Source organism: Elizabethkingia argenteiflava (assembly GCF_009904105.1).
Classification (GTDB): Bacteria; Bacteroidota; Bacteroidia; order Flavobacteriales; family Weeksellaceae; genus Elizabethkingia; species Elizabethkingia argenteiflava.
The window spans coordinates 1-23,299 of the sequence record NZ_JAAABJ010000439.1 but is presented as its reverse complement, the minus strand read 5'-3'; the positions used below and the strand labels follow the sequence as shown (position 1 = coordinate 23,299).

19 protein-coding genes and 1 pseudogene are annotated in these 23,299 nt (G+C 35.3%); 1 reads left to right on the top strand and 19 read right to left on the bottom strand.

The window, feature by feature from the left end; all coding sequences use genetic code 11:
• Positions 1-19: 19 nt before the first annotated feature.
• The 18 genes from GNY06_RS05175 to GNY06_RS05090 all read right to left on the bottom strand — a co-directional run bounded on the left by GNY06_RS05175 (position 20) and on the right by GNY06_RS05090 (position 20,727).
• Positions 20-451, bottom strand: a complete 432-nt coding sequence (locus tag GNY06_RS05175; RefSeq protein ID WP_166519096.1) for a phage holin family protein — start codon at positions 449-451, stop codon at positions 20-22.
• Positions 452-453: 2 nt separating this feature from the next.
• Entirely contained in the window at positions 454-1,560 is a 1,107-nt protein-coding gene (locus GNY06_RS05170) for a hypothetical protein (protein ID WP_166519095.1), read from the bottom strand.
• Between the two features lie 10 nt (positions 1,561-1,570).
• The gene (locus GNY06_RS05165) at positions 1,571-3,490 is read right to left on the bottom strand and encodes a hypothetical protein (RefSeq protein WP_166519094.1); all 1,920 of its coding nucleotides are present in this window, start codon (positions 3,488-3,490) and stop codon (positions 1,571-1,573) included.
• Positions 3,483-4,352, bottom strand: coding sequence for a hypothetical protein (locus GNY06_RS05160; RefSeq protein ID WP_166519093.1), 870 nt, complete (start codon positions 4,350-4,352; stop codon positions 3,483-3,485). Before GNY06_RS05160 ends, GNY06_RS05165 begins: the two co-directional genes overlap by 8 nt.
• A gap of 44 nt (positions 4,353-4,396) precedes the next feature.
• Positions 4,397-6,937, bottom strand: a complete 2,541-nt coding sequence (locus GNY06_RS05155; RefSeq protein WP_166519092.1) for a hypothetical protein — start codon at positions 6,935-6,937, stop codon at positions 4,397-4,399.
• A complete protein-coding gene (locus tag GNY06_RS05150) occupies positions 6,924-11,705 on the bottom strand; it encodes a phage tail tape measure protein (protein ID WP_166519091.1) in 4,782 nt (1,593 codons plus the stop codon). Before GNY06_RS05150 ends, GNY06_RS05155 begins: the two co-directional genes overlap by 14 nt.
• Positions 11,702-12,334, bottom strand: a complete 633-nt coding sequence (locus tag GNY06_RS05145; RefSeq protein ID WP_166519090.1) for a hypothetical protein — start codon at positions 12,332-12,334, stop codon at positions 11,702-11,704. The genes GNY06_RS05150 and GNY06_RS05145 overlap by 4 nt, the downstream gene beginning before the upstream one ends.
• Complete coding sequence (locus GNY06_RS05140) at positions 12,321-12,560, bottom strand: hypothetical protein (RefSeq protein ID WP_166519089.1); 240 nt, start codon at positions 12,558-12,560, stop codon at positions 12,321-12,323. Before GNY06_RS05140 ends, GNY06_RS05145 begins: the two co-directional genes overlap by 14 nt.
• Positions 12,550-12,939, bottom strand: a complete 390-nt coding sequence (locus GNY06_RS05135) for a hypothetical protein (RefSeq protein ID WP_166519088.1) — start codon at positions 12,937-12,939, stop codon at positions 12,550-12,552. The genes GNY06_RS05140 and GNY06_RS05135 overlap by 11 nt, the downstream gene beginning before the upstream one ends.
• A complete protein-coding gene (locus GNY06_RS05130) occupies positions 12,899-13,144 on the bottom strand; it encodes a hypothetical protein (protein WP_166519087.1) in 246 nt (81 codons plus the stop codon). Before GNY06_RS05130 ends, GNY06_RS05135 begins: the two co-directional genes overlap by 41 nt.
• Before the next feature lie 10 nt (positions 13,145-13,154).
• A complete protein-coding gene (locus GNY06_RS05125) occupies positions 13,155-13,979 on the bottom strand; it encodes a hypothetical protein (protein WP_166519086.1) in 825 nt (274 codons plus the stop codon).
• 79 nt (positions 13,980-14,058) lie between these two features.
• A complete protein-coding gene (locus GNY06_RS05120) occupies positions 14,059-14,550 on the bottom strand; it encodes a hypothetical protein (RefSeq protein WP_166519085.1) in 492 nt (163 codons plus the stop codon).
• Positions 14,551-14,591: 41 nt separating this feature from the next.
• Positions 14,592-15,272, bottom strand: coding sequence for a hypothetical protein (locus GNY06_RS05115; RefSeq protein WP_166519084.1), 681 nt, complete (start codon positions 15,270-15,272; stop codon positions 14,592-14,594).
• Positions 15,273-15,279: 7 nt separating this feature from the next.
• Entirely contained in the window at positions 15,280-16,539 is a 1,260-nt protein-coding gene (locus GNY06_RS05110; protein WP_166519083.1) for a phage major capsid family protein, read from the bottom strand.
• 2 nt (positions 16,540-16,541) lie between these two features.
• Positions 16,542-17,372, bottom strand: coding sequence for a hypothetical protein (locus GNY06_RS05105; RefSeq protein ID WP_166519082.1), 831 nt, complete (start codon positions 17,370-17,372; stop codon positions 16,542-16,544).
• A gap of 117 nt (positions 17,373-17,489) precedes the next feature.
• Positions 17,490-18,818 carry a phage portal protein gene (locus GNY06_RS05100; protein WP_166519081.1) on the bottom strand — a complete coding sequence of 443 codons (1,329 nt, stop codon included), beginning with the start codon at positions 18,816-18,818 and terminating at the stop codon, positions 17,490-17,492.
• Positions 18,819-18,869: 51 nt separating this feature from the next.
• Positions 18,870-20,276 (bottom strand): phage terminase large subunit, encoded by a 1,407-nt coding sequence (locus GNY06_RS05095; RefSeq protein WP_166519080.1) that lies wholly within the window; start codon positions 20,274-20,276, stop codon positions 18,870-18,872.
• Positions 20,266-20,727 carry a terminase small subunit-like protein gene (locus GNY06_RS05090; protein ID WP_166519079.1) on the bottom strand — a complete coding sequence of 154 codons (462 nt, stop codon included), beginning with the start codon at positions 20,725-20,727 and terminating at the stop codon, positions 20,266-20,268. The genes GNY06_RS05095 and GNY06_RS05090 overlap by 11 nt, the downstream gene beginning before the upstream one ends.
• Before the next feature lie 215 nt (positions 20,728-20,942).
• Between GNY06_RS05090 and GNY06_RS05085 the strand changes: the two genes are divergently transcribed.
• Positions 20,943-22,784 (top strand): ATP-binding protein, encoded by a 1,842-nt coding sequence (locus GNY06_RS05085; protein ID WP_166519078.1) that lies wholly within the window; start codon positions 20,943-20,945, stop codon positions 22,782-22,784.
• A gap of 330 nt (positions 22,785-23,114) precedes the next feature.
• On the opposite strand, the pseudogene GNY06_RS05080 reads toward GNY06_RS05085, so the two are convergent.
• Positions 23,115-23,299, bottom strand: a pseudogene (locus GNY06_RS05080) (ATP-binding protein); the annotation flags it as partial.

The following is a 23,299-nucleotide window of genomic DNA, read 5'->3' as shown; positions in this document are numbered from 1 at the left end:
TCCACAGCCTATAAAAAGGCTAAGAATTAGAATTAATAGAGCTCTCTTCATCTTTTAACAGGTTTTTTAATTGGAAGGTGATCATCCGTCGCACGGGGCGAATGAAGTATTTTACAAAATCACTGGAACCGCCTATCGCTTCCATATTCTCGAAGATGGAGACCACCTCGATATAAACCATGATATATAGCAACAAATCGCCGAATAGCCAAGAATATTCCGAAGCAAAGTGGGCATCTTTATCTCCTACGATATTGAGCAATACCATCCCTACAATGATACTTCCCCCATATTGTAGAAATTTGTTAAAGCTCTTGCGAAAGCCTTGTGAAGTTCTGCGAACACCCAAAACCGTAGCCTTCCATACCCCAAAAACAAAGTCTAAGGAAAATAATACCAATAAGCCTATTAATAGGGTAATGTTAGGGTAATAGGAAAGAATATCGTTCATGGTTATTTTAACATATTATAAATCTCCGTTATTTCTGTATTGTTAAGAATACGGTCATATACCACCATTTTTGTTAGAATACTATTTGGGGCTATGAACTCTGAATATTGAGGAGTTAAAAGCGATGGAAGAAAATTTAAAACAGAATCAACTGCGGTGTTATCTATAGGAAGCTCAGAAAAAGAACCATTAAAAAATACTTTACCGGTTGTTCTGTTCAATGAAAATGCTGTAACGTTTACGTCTTTTATTGAGACATCCGATAGAGCTGACTTCACAATAACCTGTCCTCCTTTTTGTTTGCGAATCCAAAGCTTCCCCGTGGTTCCATCTAACATTTCCACCCCTCCAACGTAGCCCCCTCGTTCCTTGGTTGTAGCAGCATCAAAAAGAAGTATATTTTTCGCTAAACTTACAGGGGATAATGTTAAGTTTCCTCCATCAAATTTTACCGTCTTTAGAAACACGGTAATTTCAGAGTTGGTAAAAAAGCCTGGAACCACTTGAGTTACGTCTTGTGTCTTTTGAGCAACAAGGGATGCTGTTTGGGGTCTTGATAAATCTATACCATAGGGAGAAGTTACTTTAGAGACCTGAACGTAACTCGGAGATCCCGAAACAGTAGCCTTAATACTCGTTTTAGCCTGAGCATGTTTTAACATTAGTGGTCTTCCTTCCGTCGCAACTCCTGAGACATCTCCTGAGATGCTTACCGAGCCATTTCCAACGACCTGCACATAAAGAAAAAATTTACGTTCTATTCCTTCATCAATTGTAATATTTTGAGTCTGAGGATTATTTGAATTTAGAAAATGATTTTTCATAATGTCACCCATAGAAATGCCTTGCATTTTTTTCGATTTGACGTAATTAAAAACCGTCATATTTGGCGGATAAATCACTTCTTCCCCTAAGTTATTTATTCCTATGGCATTTGTACTGCGTGTTGTGCGTAAAAATGATTTTAAGTTTACAGTTCTACCTTTGGAAACATAAACAGAATTGGAAAAATCAAAAAATGAGTTTAATTTATTTTTTGGTAGTAAATTAGGAAGCACACTCCCTAAATGATGGGTTGCTACGTTATCGCTTTTTATAATTGTCGCCATATGATTGTATTTATATGTTAAAAGATTGTGTTTCTGTTATTTTTAATCGCCATTGCTCTGATACTGGAACTCGTTCATCAGTGGTATAAGCAATTTTAAATTTTATACTGCCATCAGGATTATACACAGGAATAAAAGAAGATTTGTAAAGCGGTGTCGACCCTCCTAAAATATCTTGTTCGCTCCATACGAAGTTTTTTAAATCATTTGTAGCACAGAACCAAAGACGATCGTCTTTTGTTTTTGACACATTTTGATTTTCATGCAAGAGTATTACTATAGTCTTTCCAATATATTTAACTTCTAAATGCCAAGGGGTTACTCCTAGAGGTGTATCAATATAAGTTTCATCGCTCCACCCTTGAACATCTTCTATATCAGGATTACTTTTCCATTTCATCTTCCAGCCTTGCTTGGTATTGGCTACATCAAATGCATAGAATAATTTAGTGTTAGGGTTGTATACGATACCCATACTTTGCATCAGGTCAATGTCTGCTGTTACCGGTTTTATGAGCGTCTTAACATCGCTCCAGTCTAAACCATTGTTTGAACTTCGATACCGATATTCATTCGTTTGCGTTGTTGGTAAGTTTCCCCAACGCAATGTACGCCTCCACGCTACAATCATCTCTCCCGTAAAAGGGTTATAAGTCATAAAAGTATCAGAATCGTGACTACTGATATAGGGAGGGCTTACTACCGGATTGTGTTCAAATGGTTGAGGAACATTTGATATTAGTTCCCAGTCTTTTAACTCAGGGTCATTAGTCCCATACAGCCATGTAATTTCCCAAGATTCATTAGGATAGCCATTTAAAGTCATCCAGTATTTGTAGCCATTAACAGGAAAATCAAACGTAAATATATTCGGATGTACAACTCCGGAATTAGGATTAAATACCAGACCATTGTGCATCCCTATGCGAACATAATCCTCCACTTTAGGGGCTTGTAAGTTCTTGATTTTATCTATCGGAAAGTCCCAGCTCTGAGGCATAACACCATGAGGAACAGCAAAGTTGGTTAATCCATTGACCATGCGGCGAATTAACAATGCGTTGCCTTCCTCTGACAGTTGATTATATTTAAGGTCAGAGATATTCGAGTTTGGAGCGTATGATTTTACACCCCCTTTTCTAATATTCTGCTGTACGGATCCATCAAGCCCCGATAAATAAAACTCGGCGGAAGCATCAAATTTGGCTATAACCTGATTCTGACTATCGGTAAATAAGTATAAATCTGAATCGCTAAAATTCTGCCATATAATAGAAGAATTTGTTTTGTTAATGCTTTGCTGAACAGATTCTTCTAAACCTGGTAAATATAATTGTGATTCTGAATCTATCTTTGCTACTATCTGATTATTACTGTCCGTAAGTACATATAAATCATCAACATTACTCCAATATATTTTGTTTTTTAATTGGCTTATATTATTCTGTACTGAGCCATCTAAACCAATTAAAAACTTATCACCCTCTTCGCTGGTTCTCTCTACTATATTGCTATCAGCATCAACGAAAATATACAAATCCTCCTTTTTTTCTTTTCGTATCAAATCATTATCCGTAGCCGCGTTTTTTTTACTCAGTTCTTTTTGAGCAACACCGTTAGAAACTGAAATAATAACAAAATTTCCGTCCAAATCCTGCTGTGTCACAGTAATGGGTGGATTAACGTTGTTATAGATACCAGGAGTTACAACAGCATATCGATAATAGCCCTCGGCAGGTACAACAGTGGAGGCTGTTAGAGTACCAGTGATACCCGCATTTATTTTGTTTAAAAAAAAGTCTATTGGAACTCTTTCGGGACTTTTATCGTCCTTCACGATTAAAATACCACCCTCGGAAGGATTGTTATTCGTGGGTAGCTCCCCTACAGGTATAGGCCTTACAAAAGGTAGTAGATTATTCTCATTCATCTTTTATTTCTATTAATATATTATCTTTAAATTCTATAGGTCTGTTTTTATCGTCTGAAAGGGTGTAGAGTAATACATCTTCAAATATTTCTTCTTCATCCAACAAAACATTAAGTCCCGCGTAATTTTTTACATTTAATAATTTTAGCTTGCCAAACATTGAAAAATCCTCGCGATCTAATTTATCTTTCATTATTCTTTGAGTACCATCAATAAAAAATAAATTGTTCGTCGCATGAACCTCAATAAAATTTAATATGTTTCCGTCGCCTAAACTGCTAAATTGGTAAGTTACTATCTCATCGATATACGAATCTTTCATTCGAAGTGAGGAGGAATTACCTGTTCTAACCGTATTAACATCTACCTCTACAGATATATCTCCTAAACAATAAGCAGGAAGATTGGTCACCATCCAGTCATATACCGTTTGATAGCTAAACAAATGGCGGTTATAATAATGCTTCGTAGCTACCCTTACATATCTTCTCCCTTCATGGTCTCGACTATCTACGAACTGTACGCAATTAGAAAAAAATAAACTTTTCCCAGATAAATCTTTGATCTCAAACCTGCCTGCATCCGTAGTTTCATAACTCTTAAATGTCACCCTTCTCAACCTACCGTCATCTATTCCAAACTGTGCAGGGACTACACTCCCGTTAAGCCAAAGTAAAAGGTTTGAGGTATTCACTTCATAACCTGAGGTATTTGGTATCTGGAAGCGGTGAAACTCTCCAATATCCAATGGATAAGCTTGATTAACACCGAAAAACTGGGTGTTTTGAGGATTTCTCATATCCTCAAGCTCCGAAGCATTATTATAAAACCTTACTGGGCTATGATACCAAAACTTATGCATCTTCAAAAATAATTAAAATATGTATATTATACATCTTAGTTGACTTACATATTTTTATTTTTTTTCACCTTTCCACGAATAGTTAATTCATTAAATTTTTTATCATGTTCAAGTGCCATCCTACCGAAAGGATAAATATTCAACTTCCCTTCTGGTGTATCAACGGTAATATACCCCCTGTTTTTAAGCCTGTCGCCATTTATTCCAAACCTCCAGTTTTTATACAGTTGGAAGAACTCTTCAAAAGACACAAACGGAATAGTTATTTCTATCTCTCTATTCGTAAAGTACGGTTGTTTGTGTGTTCTTAATCGTTTAAGATCCTCATTATCTTGAAGTCTTGTAAGTCCCTGAAGTTCATTAGGAATCTCTAAAGAATCAACTTGAAGCTCTACGCTGCCATTGTTTTTATATTTGTTTACAGATATTTGTTCTATGTCTTTTTTTCTATCAAGACCCGATCCGAAATACCCAAACCAGCGCGCCATTTGAAATTTGGGGTTATGCCTTAAATTAGAGGTGGTCTCTGAGTTTAAGATGCCTTTCTTTTCTATAAACCCCTCATCAGATCTATTTTTTATAATGTTTTTTAAATCGTAAGAAATAGGCGTATGCACAGTACCTTCTTGAATATTAATATTTTTTTTCGTTGATTTTAACTTTAATGTCACCGATGTTTTTGCTAGAACTTCCCAATATCCATTATTCAAGCCTGAGTTTATACTAATAATATCCCCCTGACTTACAGAAATTTGATCAAAAGGAGTTTTCGAAGAACGAAGCTCCAAATGCTCATTAACGCGAATATGGACACAATTTAGAATAACCGCTTGATCTGTGTATTCAGATACTTTTATCATATCTATTAATACTATATCATCATCCGACTCAGATGTTTTCGTGGAGCTGTCGTTTATGATCTCTTGGATTTTGAATTCGTCAATAATTAGATTGGTTTTTTTATCAAATTTCGTCTTCGCTGATTTTATAGGAGTAGAAGCCTCTATAAACGTATTATAGTTCTTTAAGTCACTTTTTTTGTTAGTACTGTATTTTTTACACCCAAAATAAAGATTATTGAATGCATCTGCTAAGCTATTTTTTAACTCGTAATTGTATTCGTCAAAACCTTTACCAGAAAGATCATAAACCTGAATATCTTTAAAAAAGTAGTCCACATCCTCGACGATAAATTTATCTTTTAAGATATCGAATCCCAAGGCTAGCAACGGAGCTGCTCCGTCGTAAAAAAGAGACTTTAGTGACGTCGAAAACTTGTTTGAAACCATATAGGCATCGGGTATATTCCTCATCATTATACCACTGCTAATTCCTGTGTGTTCAAAAGCGCCTCCCTGTCCTAAAATATTACTTTCCACACTTATTTTCCCATCAGAATAATTTTTACACACCTGATCCAATGCATTTTTCAAAGTGATCGCTTTAATCGACTTTAGAGGTTTAGAGAAATTTGCAGTAATTTCTATAGACATTTTCGTAGAGAGTATAACCCATTCGTAATAAGCCTTCTTGTCATATTCAAAGTACCCTTCATAATCCATATAAAAAGATATTTCGAGACTCTGACCAGCTTTAAGGCTAAGAGGAAAAGAGGTATTGTTATCTCTTAAGTTGTAATTCGTATACTTTTCAGAAATTATATGTATCCTTGAAAAGGTAACTCCATCTTGCATGTATTTTTCGCCCGTCTTAAGTGGAATAATATTAACAGGTTTACCGTTATTATCTTTTATCAGTGCAACTAAAGTCATGGTATGATACCTAGAGTCTCCTTCTTGCCTGCCTAACATCTCAATATTACTCATAGTGATCGAAAGATCATCAATATCGGTATTTGTTGATATTTGATCCCCTAAATATCTCACATAATTCTTCCCTCCGAAATAAGAAAAAAAACCGCTTCCAATATTATTATTATTCCCAATATTACGCTCCCCTGACAGTTTCATAGTCTGCAAATATCCTTGCTGGGCTAGGATAACGTTGTGCTGCTTGATGACATCCGTAGGATAAAAGTTAGATTCAGGACGTCTCAGCTCCTTAAATAAAATATCTTGTGTTTCCACAGGAGATATCTCGTTGCCGTCCAAATTCTTATCTCTAGCTAAATCTACCGAAGTATCTTCGCGGGCAAAAATCTTATTCTGGCTCTCACGTTTCTTTATTTCTGTAACTATCTTTTGCGAAGACTTCTCATACTGATAGCTGATCTTGTTTAAATTCAACTGAAAATCGCTCCCCAGCACATCATTTCCATTGATATACCATTGAAAGATAATTTGACCATCACCCCCCTTCTCTTTGTATACCTTGTCAATGATATCAAAAGCTTTGGGATTATTGTAACTTACAAATTCTAAATCCGTGGAATCTCCAAGGATGAAATTGTCGACATTAAAAAATTCATCGTTAATATCTACAAAACTTACTACCTGCTCAAAACCATCAGGCATATGGATATGGTAATAGCCATTATAATGGTCTGAATCAATCACAACCAACATAAAAGACTGCGAAACGTCATCTTGAAAAGAAACGTTTTTAACTCCGTTAATTCCGTACATAATTTATTAAATTTATTGTTCCTTTTTTTGTTTTCCCGACTATTTCGGGGAATTTACCTGGCTTTTGCAAATATTGCACGCCTGCGATTTCATATACAGTATTATTACTGTAGCGTTCCATTGTTTTATCAAATTTTGTCCCTATCTTTTCCGCTATTTCATCGCCATTTATATGGCTTTTTAAAATTTGAGGGGATAATATCACTTGTTGAGAAGCTGCTTTAGTAAAAATATTCTGTCCAACTGAATCATTTTCGGCAAGCGCTTGAATTATCTTTTTTGTTTCCCCCGAAGTATACACTCTGTCTCCTTGGTCTAACCATGTCTTGGTAGCTCCTTTTCTATTACCTAGTGTTTTGATTTTCCCTTTCTTATCAGTAATAATTTCGGGACCATACTCTTGAGTGATGGCAAGCCCTTCATTGGCGAAATTCGTACCTTTAAAATATTTTGGAACTGGATCTCTCGACATGATGAGTGCAGACTGCAAAACACCAAAAGACAAAGCCGCCAAGGCAAACGGTATCCCTTTAAGAAAGCCCATTTGTGCCAATGTAACCGTAGCGGCAAGCCCTCCGTTTATTAATGCTTGTTGAGCGGATGCCCGCTGTTCTTCCTTGGCTTTTTGGATAGCTATCATCTTCTCTTTATCTAACTGCTGTTCTTTTACCACGCGATATTCATCTTCTAACGCTGTTCTCTGGGCTATCTGTTCCTCTGTAGCTTCCTCAAATGAATTAAGAAAATTCAACCGTGATTGAATAATCGCCAATTCTCCTTCCGATTGTGATTTGCTAGCCTTCAATTCTTCATCCAACATAGAGATACGGCGGTTTAAACTCTCTTGAGTAAACTTCTGAGCAAACTGCCCCACCACTTGAATACCTGCTATAGCAGCAACTGTCAATCTCTCTTGATTTTCTCCGTATTTTTTTACAAACTGCTCTTGAGAGAGTAGTACAGTATCAAAAAGAGTATTAAATTGTGCCGAAACATTACCTAAACCTAGATCTTCAAACCCTTTAGATAGAAAATCTTTCATGTACTCTAAAGAACGAAATAAATTTTCATCTTCTGGGGATGTTAACTTCTTTTTGCGGATAATCGATTCTTCTAACTTTGTATTGACTTCGGCTAATTCTTGATTTATCTTGTTATACAAATCAGTTTCTTTCTGCGTAAGTTCTCCGGACTCTTTTTTTTTAGCATATAAGGCCAGCTCTTGACTTAAGAAATACTTTCTGTTTTGTAACAATGCCTCCGATGTAGTAATTTCTTGTAATTCTATCAAATAGCTCTTTTCCCTCGCAGATAGCTTTTCATTAGCATAAATAGCTTGCTTTTCTTCTTCACTCGAAATTTTTACCATAGCATCAACGCGGGTGTTGTCTACCTCTAAATCACTAAATGAATCAGTGACAAGTTTTTTTCCGTAATCACGCAGTCGAGCATTTATAGTTTCAAGTGCTGCATTTCTATCTTCTGCTAACTTTATCACACTCTTATTTTTAGATCTTAAAAGTGCTATCTGTGCATCATATGAGCGTTCTAATTCTTGATAATATTTAGTGTCTGCGGATACTAAAAAAGCTGTTCTCTGAGTATTTGTTAGAGTTTCATTTTTGATAATAATATCTAGATTTTCTTTGTTTTTTGTGTTTAGATTTCTTCGTTGCTGATTGTATTTGTCCTCCTCTATTTTTAAGATTTCATCTTGAGCCTTTGACAGTTGGTCTACGCCTTGTTTGTATGCTTCAGCGTTTATTTTTCTTTCTTTTGCATTATTACCTCTCAAAAAATTTTGAATCTTTTGAGCGTATTTTTCATAAATAGCAAGATATTCCTCCCAATATTGCTCTTCGCTAATAAGCCCCTCCATTTGCCTTTCTTTAGCCTTAGCAAGCGCATAATCCTTTTCGGCAGAAAAATCCATAATTTTATCTTTTTGACTGCCTGAAAGCTTAGAGCCTTTGTATTTTGTCGTACCTTTTTTATCGCCTTGATCTTTCAAGCCTTCATCTTTCAGGCCTTCATCCTTTATCGTGGAAAAGCTTTCAACAATACTTTTTTTCATCTCTTCGCTCTGGGAATTTATAAACTCCTGAATCTTTTTATTCTTCACGAAAACAGAAGAATACTGCTCCTGAGCTTTCTTTAATACCTTGTTTTTTTTGAAGAGCGTAAAAGTGTCAACGAACATATTTTTTATATCCTTCGTGATCCTCACAACCCCAGGGCGCAGCTTATCCACTTCTTTTTCTTTTTCTGCTATTTCATTGAGCTTTGCTTCTCTTTCCTTTTGAGCCTCAAATACTTTTAAGCTGCTATCTGTCATAGCTTCCGCACTTTTAGATAAAAGCGTTTGAAGGGCTTTAGCTTTTGCCGCCTTTTCGAGAATGTCTATATATTTTGTATAGGCTTCTGTTAAACGGGTTGTTGTCCTATATTCCTCGTCTAACGTACCCTTAAAACTAGGAGATATTTTTATCAACTCCTCATATGCCTTTTTGCGGATTTCCAGACTGCTTGATTCGTTTTCTATAAGGGATATTAATACCTTTATTTTGGATTTAGTTTCGTTCATGGCACCGCTTACGCTCAGGCTAACAGCCTTTTGCACGTCTGCCTGGGTTTTCATCTCTTTATTGAGCGCACTAAGGGCATCCGTTGCCCCGTTTGTAGAATCAGCTAAGGAGACAAACCATGGGACAATAGCAGCTATTAAACCTAAAACAATGCCCAAAGGATTCGCCAACATCGCGGCATTAAAACCCTTCTGAGCAATCTTCGCGCCCTTTGTTGCTGCGGATTGAGCAAGCATAGCAGATGTATTGGAAATCAATCCTAAGCGTTGAGCTGCGAGCCTGACAACGCCCAAGAGCGTTTCTCTGTTGTTCCATTGTTGGGCAATATATGCAGAGATTGCAACTCCTCTATAATAAGCCCATGCGGCAGAAACCAAAGATATACCCGTAATAACCACACTAAAAGGAATAGACGTTATGAGTTTTATAATCATTAATAGCCCGTTAGAGATGGCGGTTACAAGGCGCTGAAAACCCTGACTATTAGATAAGTCCGCAAATCGTTTTTTTATTTTATCGAGTTTTGCGGCAAAGGTTTCGTTTTTTGCGTTGAAGGCATCAATTATATTACTGGTATCGTCATAGGCCTCCTTAGCACTGCCTATTGCCTTTCTAAAGGCATCTGCATTTTCCCCCGCAGTACCCAGTATAGAAGCAACCCGTCCTTTTCCTAATTCACTATCTGAAAAGGCCTTACTAATACTCTGAATATCTCCTTTACCCTTGACTAAAGCTTCAGAAATTTTTATAAACGCTTCTTCTGGCTTGCTATTTAAGAGTTCTTCAAAACTCTGTTTTGTCATACCTGCGATCTTAGCAAACTTCTCGGTATCCGTCGCCAACTTAGGAATGATCTTCACTAAAGCCGTAGAAGACACCTCGGCGGTTTGGCCAAATTGCTCAAATCCCGAAGCTAAACCGAGTACAGCGGGAAGAGATATATCAGAAATACCTTTTAATCCCGCCATTCTCTTCGAAAAATCATTTAAGAAAGGTACCGATGCGACACTCTCATTGGCAATCGTACGCACGGCATTTCCCATTCTGAGTAAATTTTCTTCTGTGACATTGCCTTCTCCCTCGAATATGTTGATCAGCTTTATAAGACTTTCGGTACCATGCTCTACATCGCCGAAATCTTGGCCGAATGCTATCCTTATCTGATCTACTGCCTTAGTGACTCCTACTAAATTATTCTCATCAACGCCTGCCCTTGCAGCAATGTTTGAAATATTGACCAGTTCTGTGAGTTGTGTTCGCGTGTCTAATTTAGCCAATTCATTGACCAGTCCCTGAGCGCCTCCTTTGGCTTTGCCCAGCTCTATCTCCAAAGTCGCAGTCTGATCAGATAATTCAGCCATATTATCTATTATCGAAGAGACTCCTTGGAATCCGATAAATCCTGCTGCGAGTTGTGTGAAATTTGAATTTAAGTTCCCAAAAAACTTACCCCTAGGATAATTCCCCACATTACGCTGCTTATCACCCTCATTAGCATCTATATTTTTTATTGCTGCATCATACTTTTTAGCTTCTTCATGAGCTTTCTTATAGTCTTTGGCTACTTCTTTAATTTGGAGGTTGTAAGCTCTTTGGCTTATCTCTCCTTTTTCTAAAGCTTCGTTTAAAAAAAATATCTGAGCATTAAGATCTTTGGCTTTTTCTTTTGCTGTTCTTGTTTGTTTATTAAGTTCAAAATATGCTGAAGCTGCATTTTTAATACGCTTCTCTCCTTGCTCTTTAGCTCTGTTAGCTGCTATTTGAGCCATCGCTTCTTTTCTGGCGGCATCAGCATTTGCGCCTCGAGCTTTAGCTTCTTGAGTTAATGCTTTTTGGTTTATTTCATTAGCTCTGGCTTCTTGTACGGATACTTTAGCTACCTCTAATTGCGTTTTAACTCTTAATTGCTGGACCCTTGCTACAGTTACCTCTGCATTAGCTAGACGTTTGTTAGAGTCCTCCAATTCTTTTTGGAGCTTATTCACCTTTGTCAAAAGACTTTCTATTCCTTTAGATGCTTCGCTAAATGCCTTAGGTTTCCCTGCTCCAAAAGCAAGGTTTAATTTTTCGACAACCATAACGATTTCGTTGAACTTTGGATATAAAACGTCTAACTTCCGTTCCAGAGCATCTAATTCGTCGATAGATCTTTTGGTTAATATGATTGCTAATTCGTCGCTCATCTTTTACGTGCTTTAGTGAGGTGATCTATTTTTTCTTTTGCTAGCTTCAACATGACCCCAAATCGATATAATGACGTCTTTTCCAAATCTATTGTTCTTTCTAATATTTGTTCTATATTGACAATTACATCGTTTATGTCTGTTTGTTTTTTCTCCGTAGCCCCTGTTTTTTTTTGTTTTGATTCTAGATCATTAATATCATTTTCGTATTTTTCGATTTTATCTCTAATGATAGATATTTGTTCGTTTAAATCTGGCGACCTAACAATACGTATATGCTCAAAAAGCGAGTCTAATCCAGAATTATTTATTGATAGATCCATCTTTTGGAGTAAGTCATTTGATTTTATCTTTATCTCCAATATGTCTATTAAAGCGGAAAGCTTCAGGATCTCTAATCTATACGCTTGTTTTTTTCCTTGATTGGCAAAGTCAATAGAAGCACTGTCTATGGATACCACATATTCTTCAATCAATGTTTGAAAATGTTCTCTTAATTCTGTTTCGTCATATCCTGTCACTTCAATACCTTCCTCGTATCCCTTCAAAACAAAAAAAGGGTTGTCCGTAGTCATTATTCTTTCGTAATTCCACAATGGAAGTTCTTTACTATCTTTATAAAGTCTCATGAGCGCAAGGATGTTCATTAACACTAAACCACTCTAATTGTCCCTCTTGATTGAAAAATCCTTGCTTTTCAGCGATTTCGTTAGGATTCTCTCCTTTTTTTACTTGCGCAATGCTAAGAACTCCGTCACTAAAAAGATGGAAAATAAAAGAGCGACCATCTCTAGCGTGTTCTCTTATTCTTTCGCAATCATCTTGCTTTAAAGGGTGCGAGCAATTACATGCCATTGTTAATAATATTTAATATCTGTATTCTTACTTTCGGAATAATATCTTTTTGAATTTCTATAAACTGCTGCTTCTCTAAACCTAGTGGAGTTCTATTTGCTTTTTCCAGCATCATGTCAAGCCATGTTATTTTTTTATTATTGTAAACCTGTGAGAACTTGACAACATCTTTACGCACCGTGTATTTAATGCCGCTGTAATACTGACCCGTATTTTTCAGATCCCAATGTCCTCTATTTTTAGGATTAGAAGCAAATTTTTTAAACCCATATTCCGAATTAGAATAGAAGGGCATATCACGCCCTTCCGAATCTAATCCATGTTGCAGGTTATCGATATTAATCCTTTCTAAATGAGATTTTTCCAGCTCCTTTTTCACTGTATTGCTCACTTCCGCTTTGGCCTTTTGAAGCCTTTTTTTGTACGTCTTTATGGATATTTTCATTGACAAACCATTTTACTTTTTCCTTAATTTCATCTTGATCTACATCGGGAAAAAGAGACTTAATTACGTGAATAGCTTCTTCCATAGACTCAAAATTTTCAAGCTGTTCAAAAGTATAGGCTCCTATCTTTAATTTCATACTTTCATTTTTAAGCTGTTACTATCTTAGATACAGAACGCCCTGCATAATAGTTCCCATCTTTTACATACACATTAAAGCCATTCTTTGATGTGGCAAATACAACGTTTTCTCCACCTTTTAAAGGATCATGAGTAAAAATATAAGTAGCATTGTTTGGATTGTAACCGATATTCTTTACCGGAAGTCTTGAACCATTCTTTTCTATAACCCAATTAGCAGGATCAGTAAGCCCTCCAACGGAAGAATCCGAACACAATGCGGTTATTTTGACTTCCGTTGTCGTGGCTGATGCTATAAGCACTGGCAACTGAATGTTAAGCCCTGCAATTGGCTGTATCTCATTAAATCCAAACTCCGTAGGCGTAAAAACATCCGCGGACCCTTGCCATGCTGCCATAGCGGATGGCGTTACATCAACTTCAAGAACAGATCCCGTAATATCTGCAGTTAGCGGCAAGTCATATACTCCCAAAAATAAGTTAACATCAAAGCCACTTATTAAACCGTTCTTTTTAACCCAAAAAACAGCGGAACCATCCTCTAGAATTGGAACAATGCCCCACTCCTTTGAATTGTTGAGTTTAGATACTTCGTTTTGAAAGCAATTCGTTTGGTCGAAAATAAATCGCCAACCCTTTACACCTCCTATTTTTTGAGCTCTTTCCTTTTGTACAGATGTAGCATAATCGGCATCTTGATTATTGTTTTCCATACTATAGGGAGCAAGCATCCCGATATATTTACCTTCCATGATCAAAGTATCAAGGTTTGATTTTCCAAAGGTTTGAGGGTCAATCTCTGTCCCCCTTCTAAGAAGGGTAAATCCTATCATTCTTTTATTTCCGCAGAACAATCCGCCTAAAAGGGGTAATAATTGCTCGGCAGAGCATGCATTTCTTTTTAACATCTTTTTAAATTTTATATTCCGGATAACATCCGGTATTAATACTTATACTTATATTTAGCAATAAGGCATCCCAGTAGTCAGGGGCAGTAGATGATTCTAAAGCCTTTTGGCTTCCGTGAATAATGCTTCTGGATTCCAATTCAGATACATCATTAAAAGGAAAGGTTACAAAACTATTTTTCTCGGAAAGAGATATACCTTTCGATCTATTCATATTTTTAAAAAAAAGATCTTTCATCGGATACAATATTTCTTGAAAAGTGGTTTGGTATCTTTTTTTGTAAAAGTCATTCGAATCCCCTTTTGTAATGAAGAAAAACTTACAATCCTGCAATAGGATTATAGGATTAAGATGATTTTCATGAACAACATAACCGCTTTGCAACCAAACTATTGGATACTTTCTTTCCGAAACTAGTAATATTCTCCATAACTCGTTTAAATCACCCTCCGCAAAGTTTATTCTCCAAGTCTTGCCCAAAAAAATTACCTCCATTTTTTTATCAAGCATGTCAGCTAGTAGTAAATTATGATTAATCATATGCTCCAAGTATTTTTTATCTTCATTCGCATTTTGAAAGAATCTCCATTTAATAGAGGATAATCGGATCGGTTATCGTGGAGATATTGCAAAAAAGAAACTCTTCCGCAGTGCTCCTCAACCCCGTAATAATCTACTCCTCCATTAACAAAAGCATAACCCGCTCCTTCAAGGGTAAAACCATCAGCATCACGTATAAAATTGCCTTGAAATTTCTCTAAAAAAGTATTCCACGATCGAACAATCTTGGGTGTACTGCTAACCGTTCTTCCTACTTTGGGATTTACCTTCGCTTCTCCAAACTCTGTGGTTTGGGTAGCTTTGTGGGTTTTAAACAAAAAATATGCGTAATCAGCCAAAAGGGATGATTTGGGATACTCTTCTAAGAGACCAAACCAAATGCATTTCTTTTGCTCTCCGTGAATTTCTTTGGTGTAAGATTTACCAAAGACAATGTCTTTGTAACCATTCGGAGCATCATCTGCAAGCCCCCCCTCAGGCTTAATATATTTTCTGAAATCTTCCAACATTTCATAACCAAAAGCTAAAAGCAATACATCTTTCTCAGCCTGTTGTATAATGTCTGACAATAAACCATTCACCCTATTATTAGGGTCTGGTTCATTAAGGTTTGGAATATCATTCCAATTTGAGAAGTATGTATTGTCTATTAGCATTGTTTAATTATATTTTACCTTTATTAGTTGAATTATCTGAAATCGCTGATTTTATTTTTTCTATTTTGTCGTAAATGAAAGCCTGTTTGTCCAAGGATTTAACAAAAGCATGGAATCTTGATTCTCCGAGGATGACAAACTGGTTTTTAATGAAATCATCGTTAATCCATCCTATCTTAACTACATACGGAAGCCATTCAGTAGTATTGTACTTTGAGAGATCGCCTACGAAAATGTCTCCTGCCTTTATTTCTGGATGTGGAATGATTGTCAATCCTCCTATTACCACCTGATTGAAAAGAGACGCAGAAGGATATAAAGGCAAACCTCTCTCATCTTTTGCCGACACAAATTCTATAAAAAAATCAATAGGATTAATCAATACAGTATCAGCCGAATAAGGTGTCTCATCCTCATAATTATGAGTTGTATAAATATCCGTTACCGCAGCGTTGATACTATCCATGATGTTAGGATTTTTGACCTTTCCAGCCATATTTTTAGCATTAAATGCCCTGCCGTACTTTGTAGCTCCTAAAGGAGAGGAATTTTCCCCATCTCCAAATAAAATAGCTTTCTCATATTTTAAGTCATGCTTTTTCTTTAAAAAATCCTTAGCTATACTTTCTAACGCGGGAATATCCTTTACAGATTCCTCTGTGAGATGCATATGAGCGGCTATCTTTACAGGCGTTGCATACTTGGTAGTGATCATTAAGTCAATAGCAGGCTTTTTCCCCCCTTCTTTAACAAATTCAAAATTCCCATCTTTAGGTACTACTTCCGTGTAGGGATAGGTGGAATTTGACGCTTTTAACCTAGTTACCTTGCTTAATGCAGAGGGGGTACGCAGGTTTATAAAACTTGGATGAGCTACCTGCGCTCCAAAAATTGCTGGAGCTTCATTACCTCCAGTTGCGTTTCCTGTAGTAATTAACGATCCCTCATTTTTAATTTCTATTTCGACAATTTTTCCACTATTAAAAGTTTCTTTTATAGCATCCGCATTGTCTTTCAAAGCTTTAGATAATTGACTCTCAGAAGGAAGACCAAGATTCCTAATCTTTTCTTTTAGGGACGTTGTAATCTCTGCAATATCATTAAGGTCTTTGACAGATTCTTCGTTTTGCTGCACTAATGGCTTTAAAGCCTCTTCTATTTCTTTTTTTCGGACGTCAGCTTCCCATGCCTTCATTTCTTTATGGTACTGGTCTATTTCCTCAACCGACATCTTTTCAAGCTCTGCTTGTGTTTTGTACTTGAACATGTTTAAAAATTGTTTGGATTAATAAATCTTTTTTTATTTACACTGTTCAGAGTGGTCAATGCCGAGCCTGAGTCTTTAGAAGCCGAAGTGTCTGCGACGGGTTCGACTGTCAAAGTGGGAGTTATAGAGTTGCTACCAAAAACAACCGCACTCCCTTCTAATATTTTTTGTTCTGTAACGGCCCAAAAGTAGCCGCAATCATCTACATCATTTTTATTTACAATTAACTTGTAGTATTTATCCCATATTTTTTTTTCTTCTTTATTCATTTTCTCCTCGGAGTTTATAGCCAAATCAACACTTATGTATCGTAAGCCCCCTGAGTGTTCTTTTACCCGACCTTTGGCATATTGATCAAACATGTATGGATTTCTATCTCTTTGAAGGGTACAATAAAAAACCAACGCTTCTGTTTTCCCCTCATAATGGTAACCTAGTTCTTGCCACGAGATCTCTTCTACCTTGGGAGTAACTTCATCGGATATTATCCTGTCAAACTCGTACTTATGAGAATCCAAAAGCAAAAGGTTTTTTGTGTTTTTGACAGTTCTATTCCAACTTCCGTTTATTGAAACATCCCTATGCGAATCAAATACATTGCATGTGTTTATTACTACTTTTATACGTAGAGTATTCACTTCTGAAAGGTCTTGTTCGGTGGATTTTAAAACCTCATTTTTTTCATTGATAGCAAATGAATGTGCTGTCAAATCGGTAAATTTCGTTTGAAGTTTTTTTTGAGCTTTAAGCAATTCTTTATTTTCCGTAAGTGCTTTAAATAGCTCTTCCTTTGTATTAAATTGCTTGTTAGGAAATTCCTTTACCACTATCATTTTTTTACAGTTTTATTTTTTATTAGAATATCTATCTTTTGCTTGATAGCCTCTTTTTCCTGTATAGAGAGACTTTTATCTTCTAATTTATTTTTTAGGTATTGTACATCCATAGTATTAATCGAGTGTAAAATCAGTTAAATCGTGATCTTTTAAAAAGTCGTCATATGTTATGCCTGGAAACAATTGTGTTGCCTTTTCGTAGGCTTCTAATACTTTTAAAGTAGATTCTGCCTTATCTCTAAATCCTGCATTTTTTATTCGGGTCTTCGCCTCTATGATAGAGGGTAAGTGTTCATATGTTCCTCGCAAAAAAGTACCTCTTTCTTTAAAGTATGCTGGCACTTTATTTACTTGTTCGTTAAGCCAAGAAGTAGTTATAGGGGATACATTTCCGAGGATAAATCTCGCCTCAGAGAACTGTTTATTTTCGTACGTAGAATCATCAAAAAAGTCTCTGGGGATCAAATATCGATTGCGAATATCATCCTTAGCATTCTCTTTCATTTCCAATATTTGCAACTTTTTGTTATCTCTTGTAAGGTCTAATACTTTTAAGCTTTCTTCCGCTGCAATGATATCTCCTATTTTTCCTATTCCAGCTCCATATGCCCCCCTGCCATTTAATTTTCTTTCAATATCTAGCTTTTCTTTTCCCCCAAGAGGAGCAATACTCCCCTCCTCCTTACTAATTATCTTGCTAACAGGGTTAGACGTCAAGTAACACATGGTATCTTGTGCATTCAAAATAGTATGTATAGAGGGTAAAATGCCAAATATTCGAGATATCGGATTAAAAAAAGTCTTCGAATCATACCCCTCAATACTGAACCCTCTTTTTGAAATAGTATCATAAAAATAGGCTAGCTCCTCCATCTTTAAGACTCTCTTTTGTCCGCCATCAAGTACCTCTATTACATTTAGATTTTGGATGTCTTTTCGGGTGTATACGTATGGATTCTTTATCTCAGGAACACTAATATTAAAAAAATCAATGTTATAAAGCTGCGCATTGATCCTTAAATTTCCACTTTTAAAGTAATTTCCAGATTGTACAGAGATTCCATATACCAAAGTATTAACTACCATTTCTTTTATGAAATCTGTCTTATTCTGCCATATATTAGGTTCTTGCAAAAAATCCAAATAAGGAGAATTGTCGACAGCCCTTCCATCGGGATACACTTCTTCTATTTTTACCTGTGCCGCAAAGTCAGCGTATAAATTAACACAATCCTGTAAAAAGAGAGCCTTTTCGTAATAGTATTTGAGATTCTGTTGAGGCGTGTAATACTTGCTCCCTAATAGTCCCAAAAGCCCAAAACGAATAGTTTCGTAATTATACGAATGAACACCGTTGTTTAGTCGAGCATAATTAGGCTCTCTCTCCCCAGACCAAATACTTTTGGTAGCTTTTGATATTTTATTAAAAATGTTCAAAACCATATAATTAGATATACAAATATAATAAAAATATGTACTAAATACATCTTTGGATTACAAATTGAGCTTATGTAGTATTTTAATCATCCACATCGCATATTCTATTGCATTCATCAAGTGGTCGTCTGCCTTTATTGGCTTTTCCGTTGATTCCCCGTTAATATAGTGCCACTCATATGTATCGTATTCAGCCTCTATGTTTATGGAGTCTGAGGTGTAAACGATTATACATTTTTGCATATATTCAAAACGTTCTAGGTACGTAGGCTTTTGCACAGGAATAACATTTAAAGAATGGTACGAACGTAAATCACTTGTCATACTTACCCCACTTTTAACGTCTTTGTCTTGGGAATCTGCAAAAATATACGTGACATCTCCTGCGGGGACTCCCGCAGCGCGAAGCTCTTCGCCTAAAGGCTTTGACATTTGGTTAATTGGTTTATACAATATTTGTTTAAGATAAAACGTTCTATCACCATCATACATTATCTCTACGCACGCAGTAGGCACTGAAAAACCGTAATCCAATCCATAATAAACAGGGTAATCTCCTGATGCCTTTAATTTTTCATATTCTCTTGATGGTATTGATATCCAACCACTGTGTATTTTTTTTGGATTCTCTGCTTTTTCACCTAAGCCGTAAACTTTCCATTTATATTCTGAGGCATCTGCTACAAGCTCGTTTTGAAAACACCTAACCGCTTCGTTTACTTTGTTCGAGCTATATTTTTTGGAAGATAGATATTCTTTAAGTGCTTGGCGGTCTTTAAAACTGAAAATTTTCGACGCCGATTCCTGATTTTCAATAACTAACCTACAATATTTTACAGGTTGGTAAGATAATATTTTAATTCTCTGTTCCGAAGGACAAAAAGGGTTGTCTCTAAACGTGCTATGAATTACTATAGCATTTTCTTTTTTAGAGAGTGAGTCTGCAAGTGTTTTCTTTTTCGGGTTGTAATCTAAAAATACAACACTACTTCTCATGTCTATCTGGTCAAAGGTGTCGGGAGACATTTTGTAAGGCTCGTTTATCCACGCCCAATCCTGCTCAAAACCATGCACTGCTTCGTCATCATCTGTGCCCTGTATTTCTATGGTAGAGGATGTCTCATCTTTTCCACCGTGCGTATAATAAAGTATACTTTCTGTCTTGTTGTATTCGTAATCTAGCTTATATCTACCTGTTCTTTTGTGGTGCTTTATTAAGTCAGCTAATACTGTTTTTTTACAAAGCGTTTTTGTTTCCCTCCATATCGTCAAACGGCGGTTGTGTTTTGTTCTGGCTTCAAGGTCGAATATATCACAAAGCGAAATAGTTTTTGAAGACCTAGAAGACCCTTTCAGAATTATATATTTATATTTCTGGGTCCCATCCTTATTTTTAGCTTCTAATGCCTTTTTTATTTTCCAAAATACAATAGTGAAATCTAAAGTGATACTATTATTCTTCATCTGGTGGTGGAACATATTTAAAATTAATTACTGTAGGTGATTCGCTTTCCAACTTATCTCCCTTGGAAGTAACATCCAGTTTATCACCATACTTTTTAGGCATCATCTTAGACAGCGCCCATTTAATAGTATCTATTTTTAATCGACGATGCCCTAGCATATCGCTAGTGATTATTTCTTTTCTTTCACCATCTATTATTTTTTCTGTGGTCCCATTTTCTGTGTTGTAAGCTATATCCATCATCTCATCAAATAGCGATGCTGCTCTAATCTCACAAGATATTTCGTATTGCTTTACTTTTTCTTCATCTTCTTTCAACCACTTAAAAAACGTTCTCATACTGGGCATTCCTTCATCTTTCAATATGGATCGAACGGAACGATTGTTTTCCGCTATTTCTGTGATTATTTTTTCAAAGATGCTTTCTACTTTTTTCTTAGGGTATGACATAACTAAAAGGAATATTCACAAATATAATAAAAAGATGTATATAATACATATCATATCTGCCGGATATAAAGTAACCCACCTTATTAAAGTGGGTTAACTATTGTTCATTATATAAACTCTTTTAAGGGTAATGTCCTTAACAGATAATTAAGATTTTTATTTAGAAATATAATATAATAATCGCTATTTTTACAAAGCAATAATAGTATGATATAATGAAAGTTAAGTTAGGACAAGCTATAAAAATGTTCTTTAGTAATTCCTCTCTCGAAATGGTTTATTTTGAGGCGATAAGTAATGCATTGGATGCTGAGGCAACTGAAATTAATATTAAAATTTCAATTGACGCTATTAATAAAGCTGAAACACTACATGTTAAGATCTCTGACAACGGTTTAGGTTTTGATAATCGGAGATATAAAAAATTTTCCAATTTATTTGATGTTGAAGAATCTTCACATAAAGGATTAGGACGACTAGTATATTTATGTTATTTTGAACAAGTAAATGTTAGTAGTATTTTCGAAAAAGACAAGGAGCGTGTGTTTACGTTTAATGAAAAATTCGAAGAAAACGACTGTAAGATAAATATAATCCCTGATTCAAAAACAGGAACTGTACTATCTATGGATACATATACCTTACAAAAAGTAGCTAAATATGATTTTCTTTTCCCACAAAATTTGAAAAAGAGAATCTTATATGAGTTTTATTCTCGCCTTTTTCAGTATAAAAAATCAGGCAAATTTATTTCTATTAATATTGATAGTAATATTGATAATGAAGAATATAATGCTATATTAACAACGGATGATATTCCAAATATGGAATTTATAGAAATTAATGCATCTTTAAATCTCTATGATAAACTTCAACTGTATTACTCTATTGAAGAAGTTGATACTAAAGATACATCTTTAGTTTCTGCAATCTCAGTAGATAATAGAACTTTCAAAGTTGACATTATAGCTAATGAAAATATACCATCTGGATACAAAATGTTTTTTATTCTTCTATCAGACTATTTTACTGGAAAAGTAGATCTCTCACGACAAAATCTAACTCTTAAAAAGAAAGAATTTCTTGAAATCCAAAGAATCTTCAGAAAGGCAGTAACTGCATTAATAGAAAACAGAATTCCTAAAATAAAGGATAAAAATATGGCTATAAAAGAAAGTCTAGTTAATAAATATCCTCACCTAAACGGTTATTTCAATATTGATAATATTGGGTACTTAAAAAGGAATGATATTTTAAAAGAAGCTCAAGATGAATTTTTTAACGCTCAAAAAGAGTTATTAGATGCAAGCAAATTAACCGATGAACAATTTAAAAAATCACTTGAAATATCCGCTAGGGCTTTAACTGAATATATACTATTTAGACAACTAACAATTGGTAAGTTGAAAGATTCAACATCTAGCGACTCAGAAGCATATATTCATAAATTAATTGCTTTGAAAGGAAAAGATGGCAAGTTTGATAAAGCAAATCTTGTAAATGATATTTACAAAAACAATGCATGGATATTAGATGAAAAATATATGACTTACGAAGTCACATTGAGCGATAGAGAAATGACAGAGTTAGCCAAATATCTTGTTGAAGGTGAAGAAATCAAAAGAGATATTGACAGACCCGATTTTGCTTTCATTTTTTCGAATAACCCAACAGAAGGCAGGCCTTTTGATGTTGTAATTGTTGAACTTAAAAAACGAGGAGTTAGTAAGTATGATAACCAGAAAACTATCTTACAGTTGGAAACAAGGGCGAGAAATCTAATGAAATATTATAATAACAAAGTTCAACGGATTTGGTATTATGGAATTATAGAATTTAATGAGGAGATTGAGCTAGCTTTAGCTAGTGAATTTACAGAACTTTATTCATCTGGTAAACTTTATTACAGGGAAAAAGAAGTCGCTATTTCATTGAATCCTAAAAAAACAATTCCTATTGGAATATTTATGTGGGATATAGATGCTGTTGTGAGGGATGCTGATGCACGAAATAGTACATTCCTTAATTTCATTAAGAGCAAGTTTAGTCCAGAATAAAACATTCTGTAATCCCTATATAATTATTTGTAATAAGTTTATGAAGAGCTTTCTTCAAATCTTTTAAATTTGAGATTCATTTAAAACATGGTACTTTTTCACATCTTTCAAAATCATTTCTAAACTGATTATATTAGATTTTTTATTGTACAAGCTGTAGCTTTGGATAGCTATTTTAAGAATAAAATACAGTATCCTCATTCGTAGGGATATCTATATTTGAATTGACTCTTTGCTTGTATTTTTTCAGTGCTAATATGTATTTGTTAGTAGAAATATTATACTTAGCACATATATCTGATTTGCTTATACCAGATTCGAAATCGCTCCCTATTTGTTAAACGTTAAGTTTTCTTCCAGTGCTTTGTCCAAATCATTTACAGAAATTTCTTTGCTAGAATTTATAATAGATTTTTTTGCGGCATCATTTGCTATTTTAACAACAAGTGCATATGATAATCCTTGCATCTTAGATGCACATTTACTGAGATCAATCTCTTTACTAAGTCTTAGAG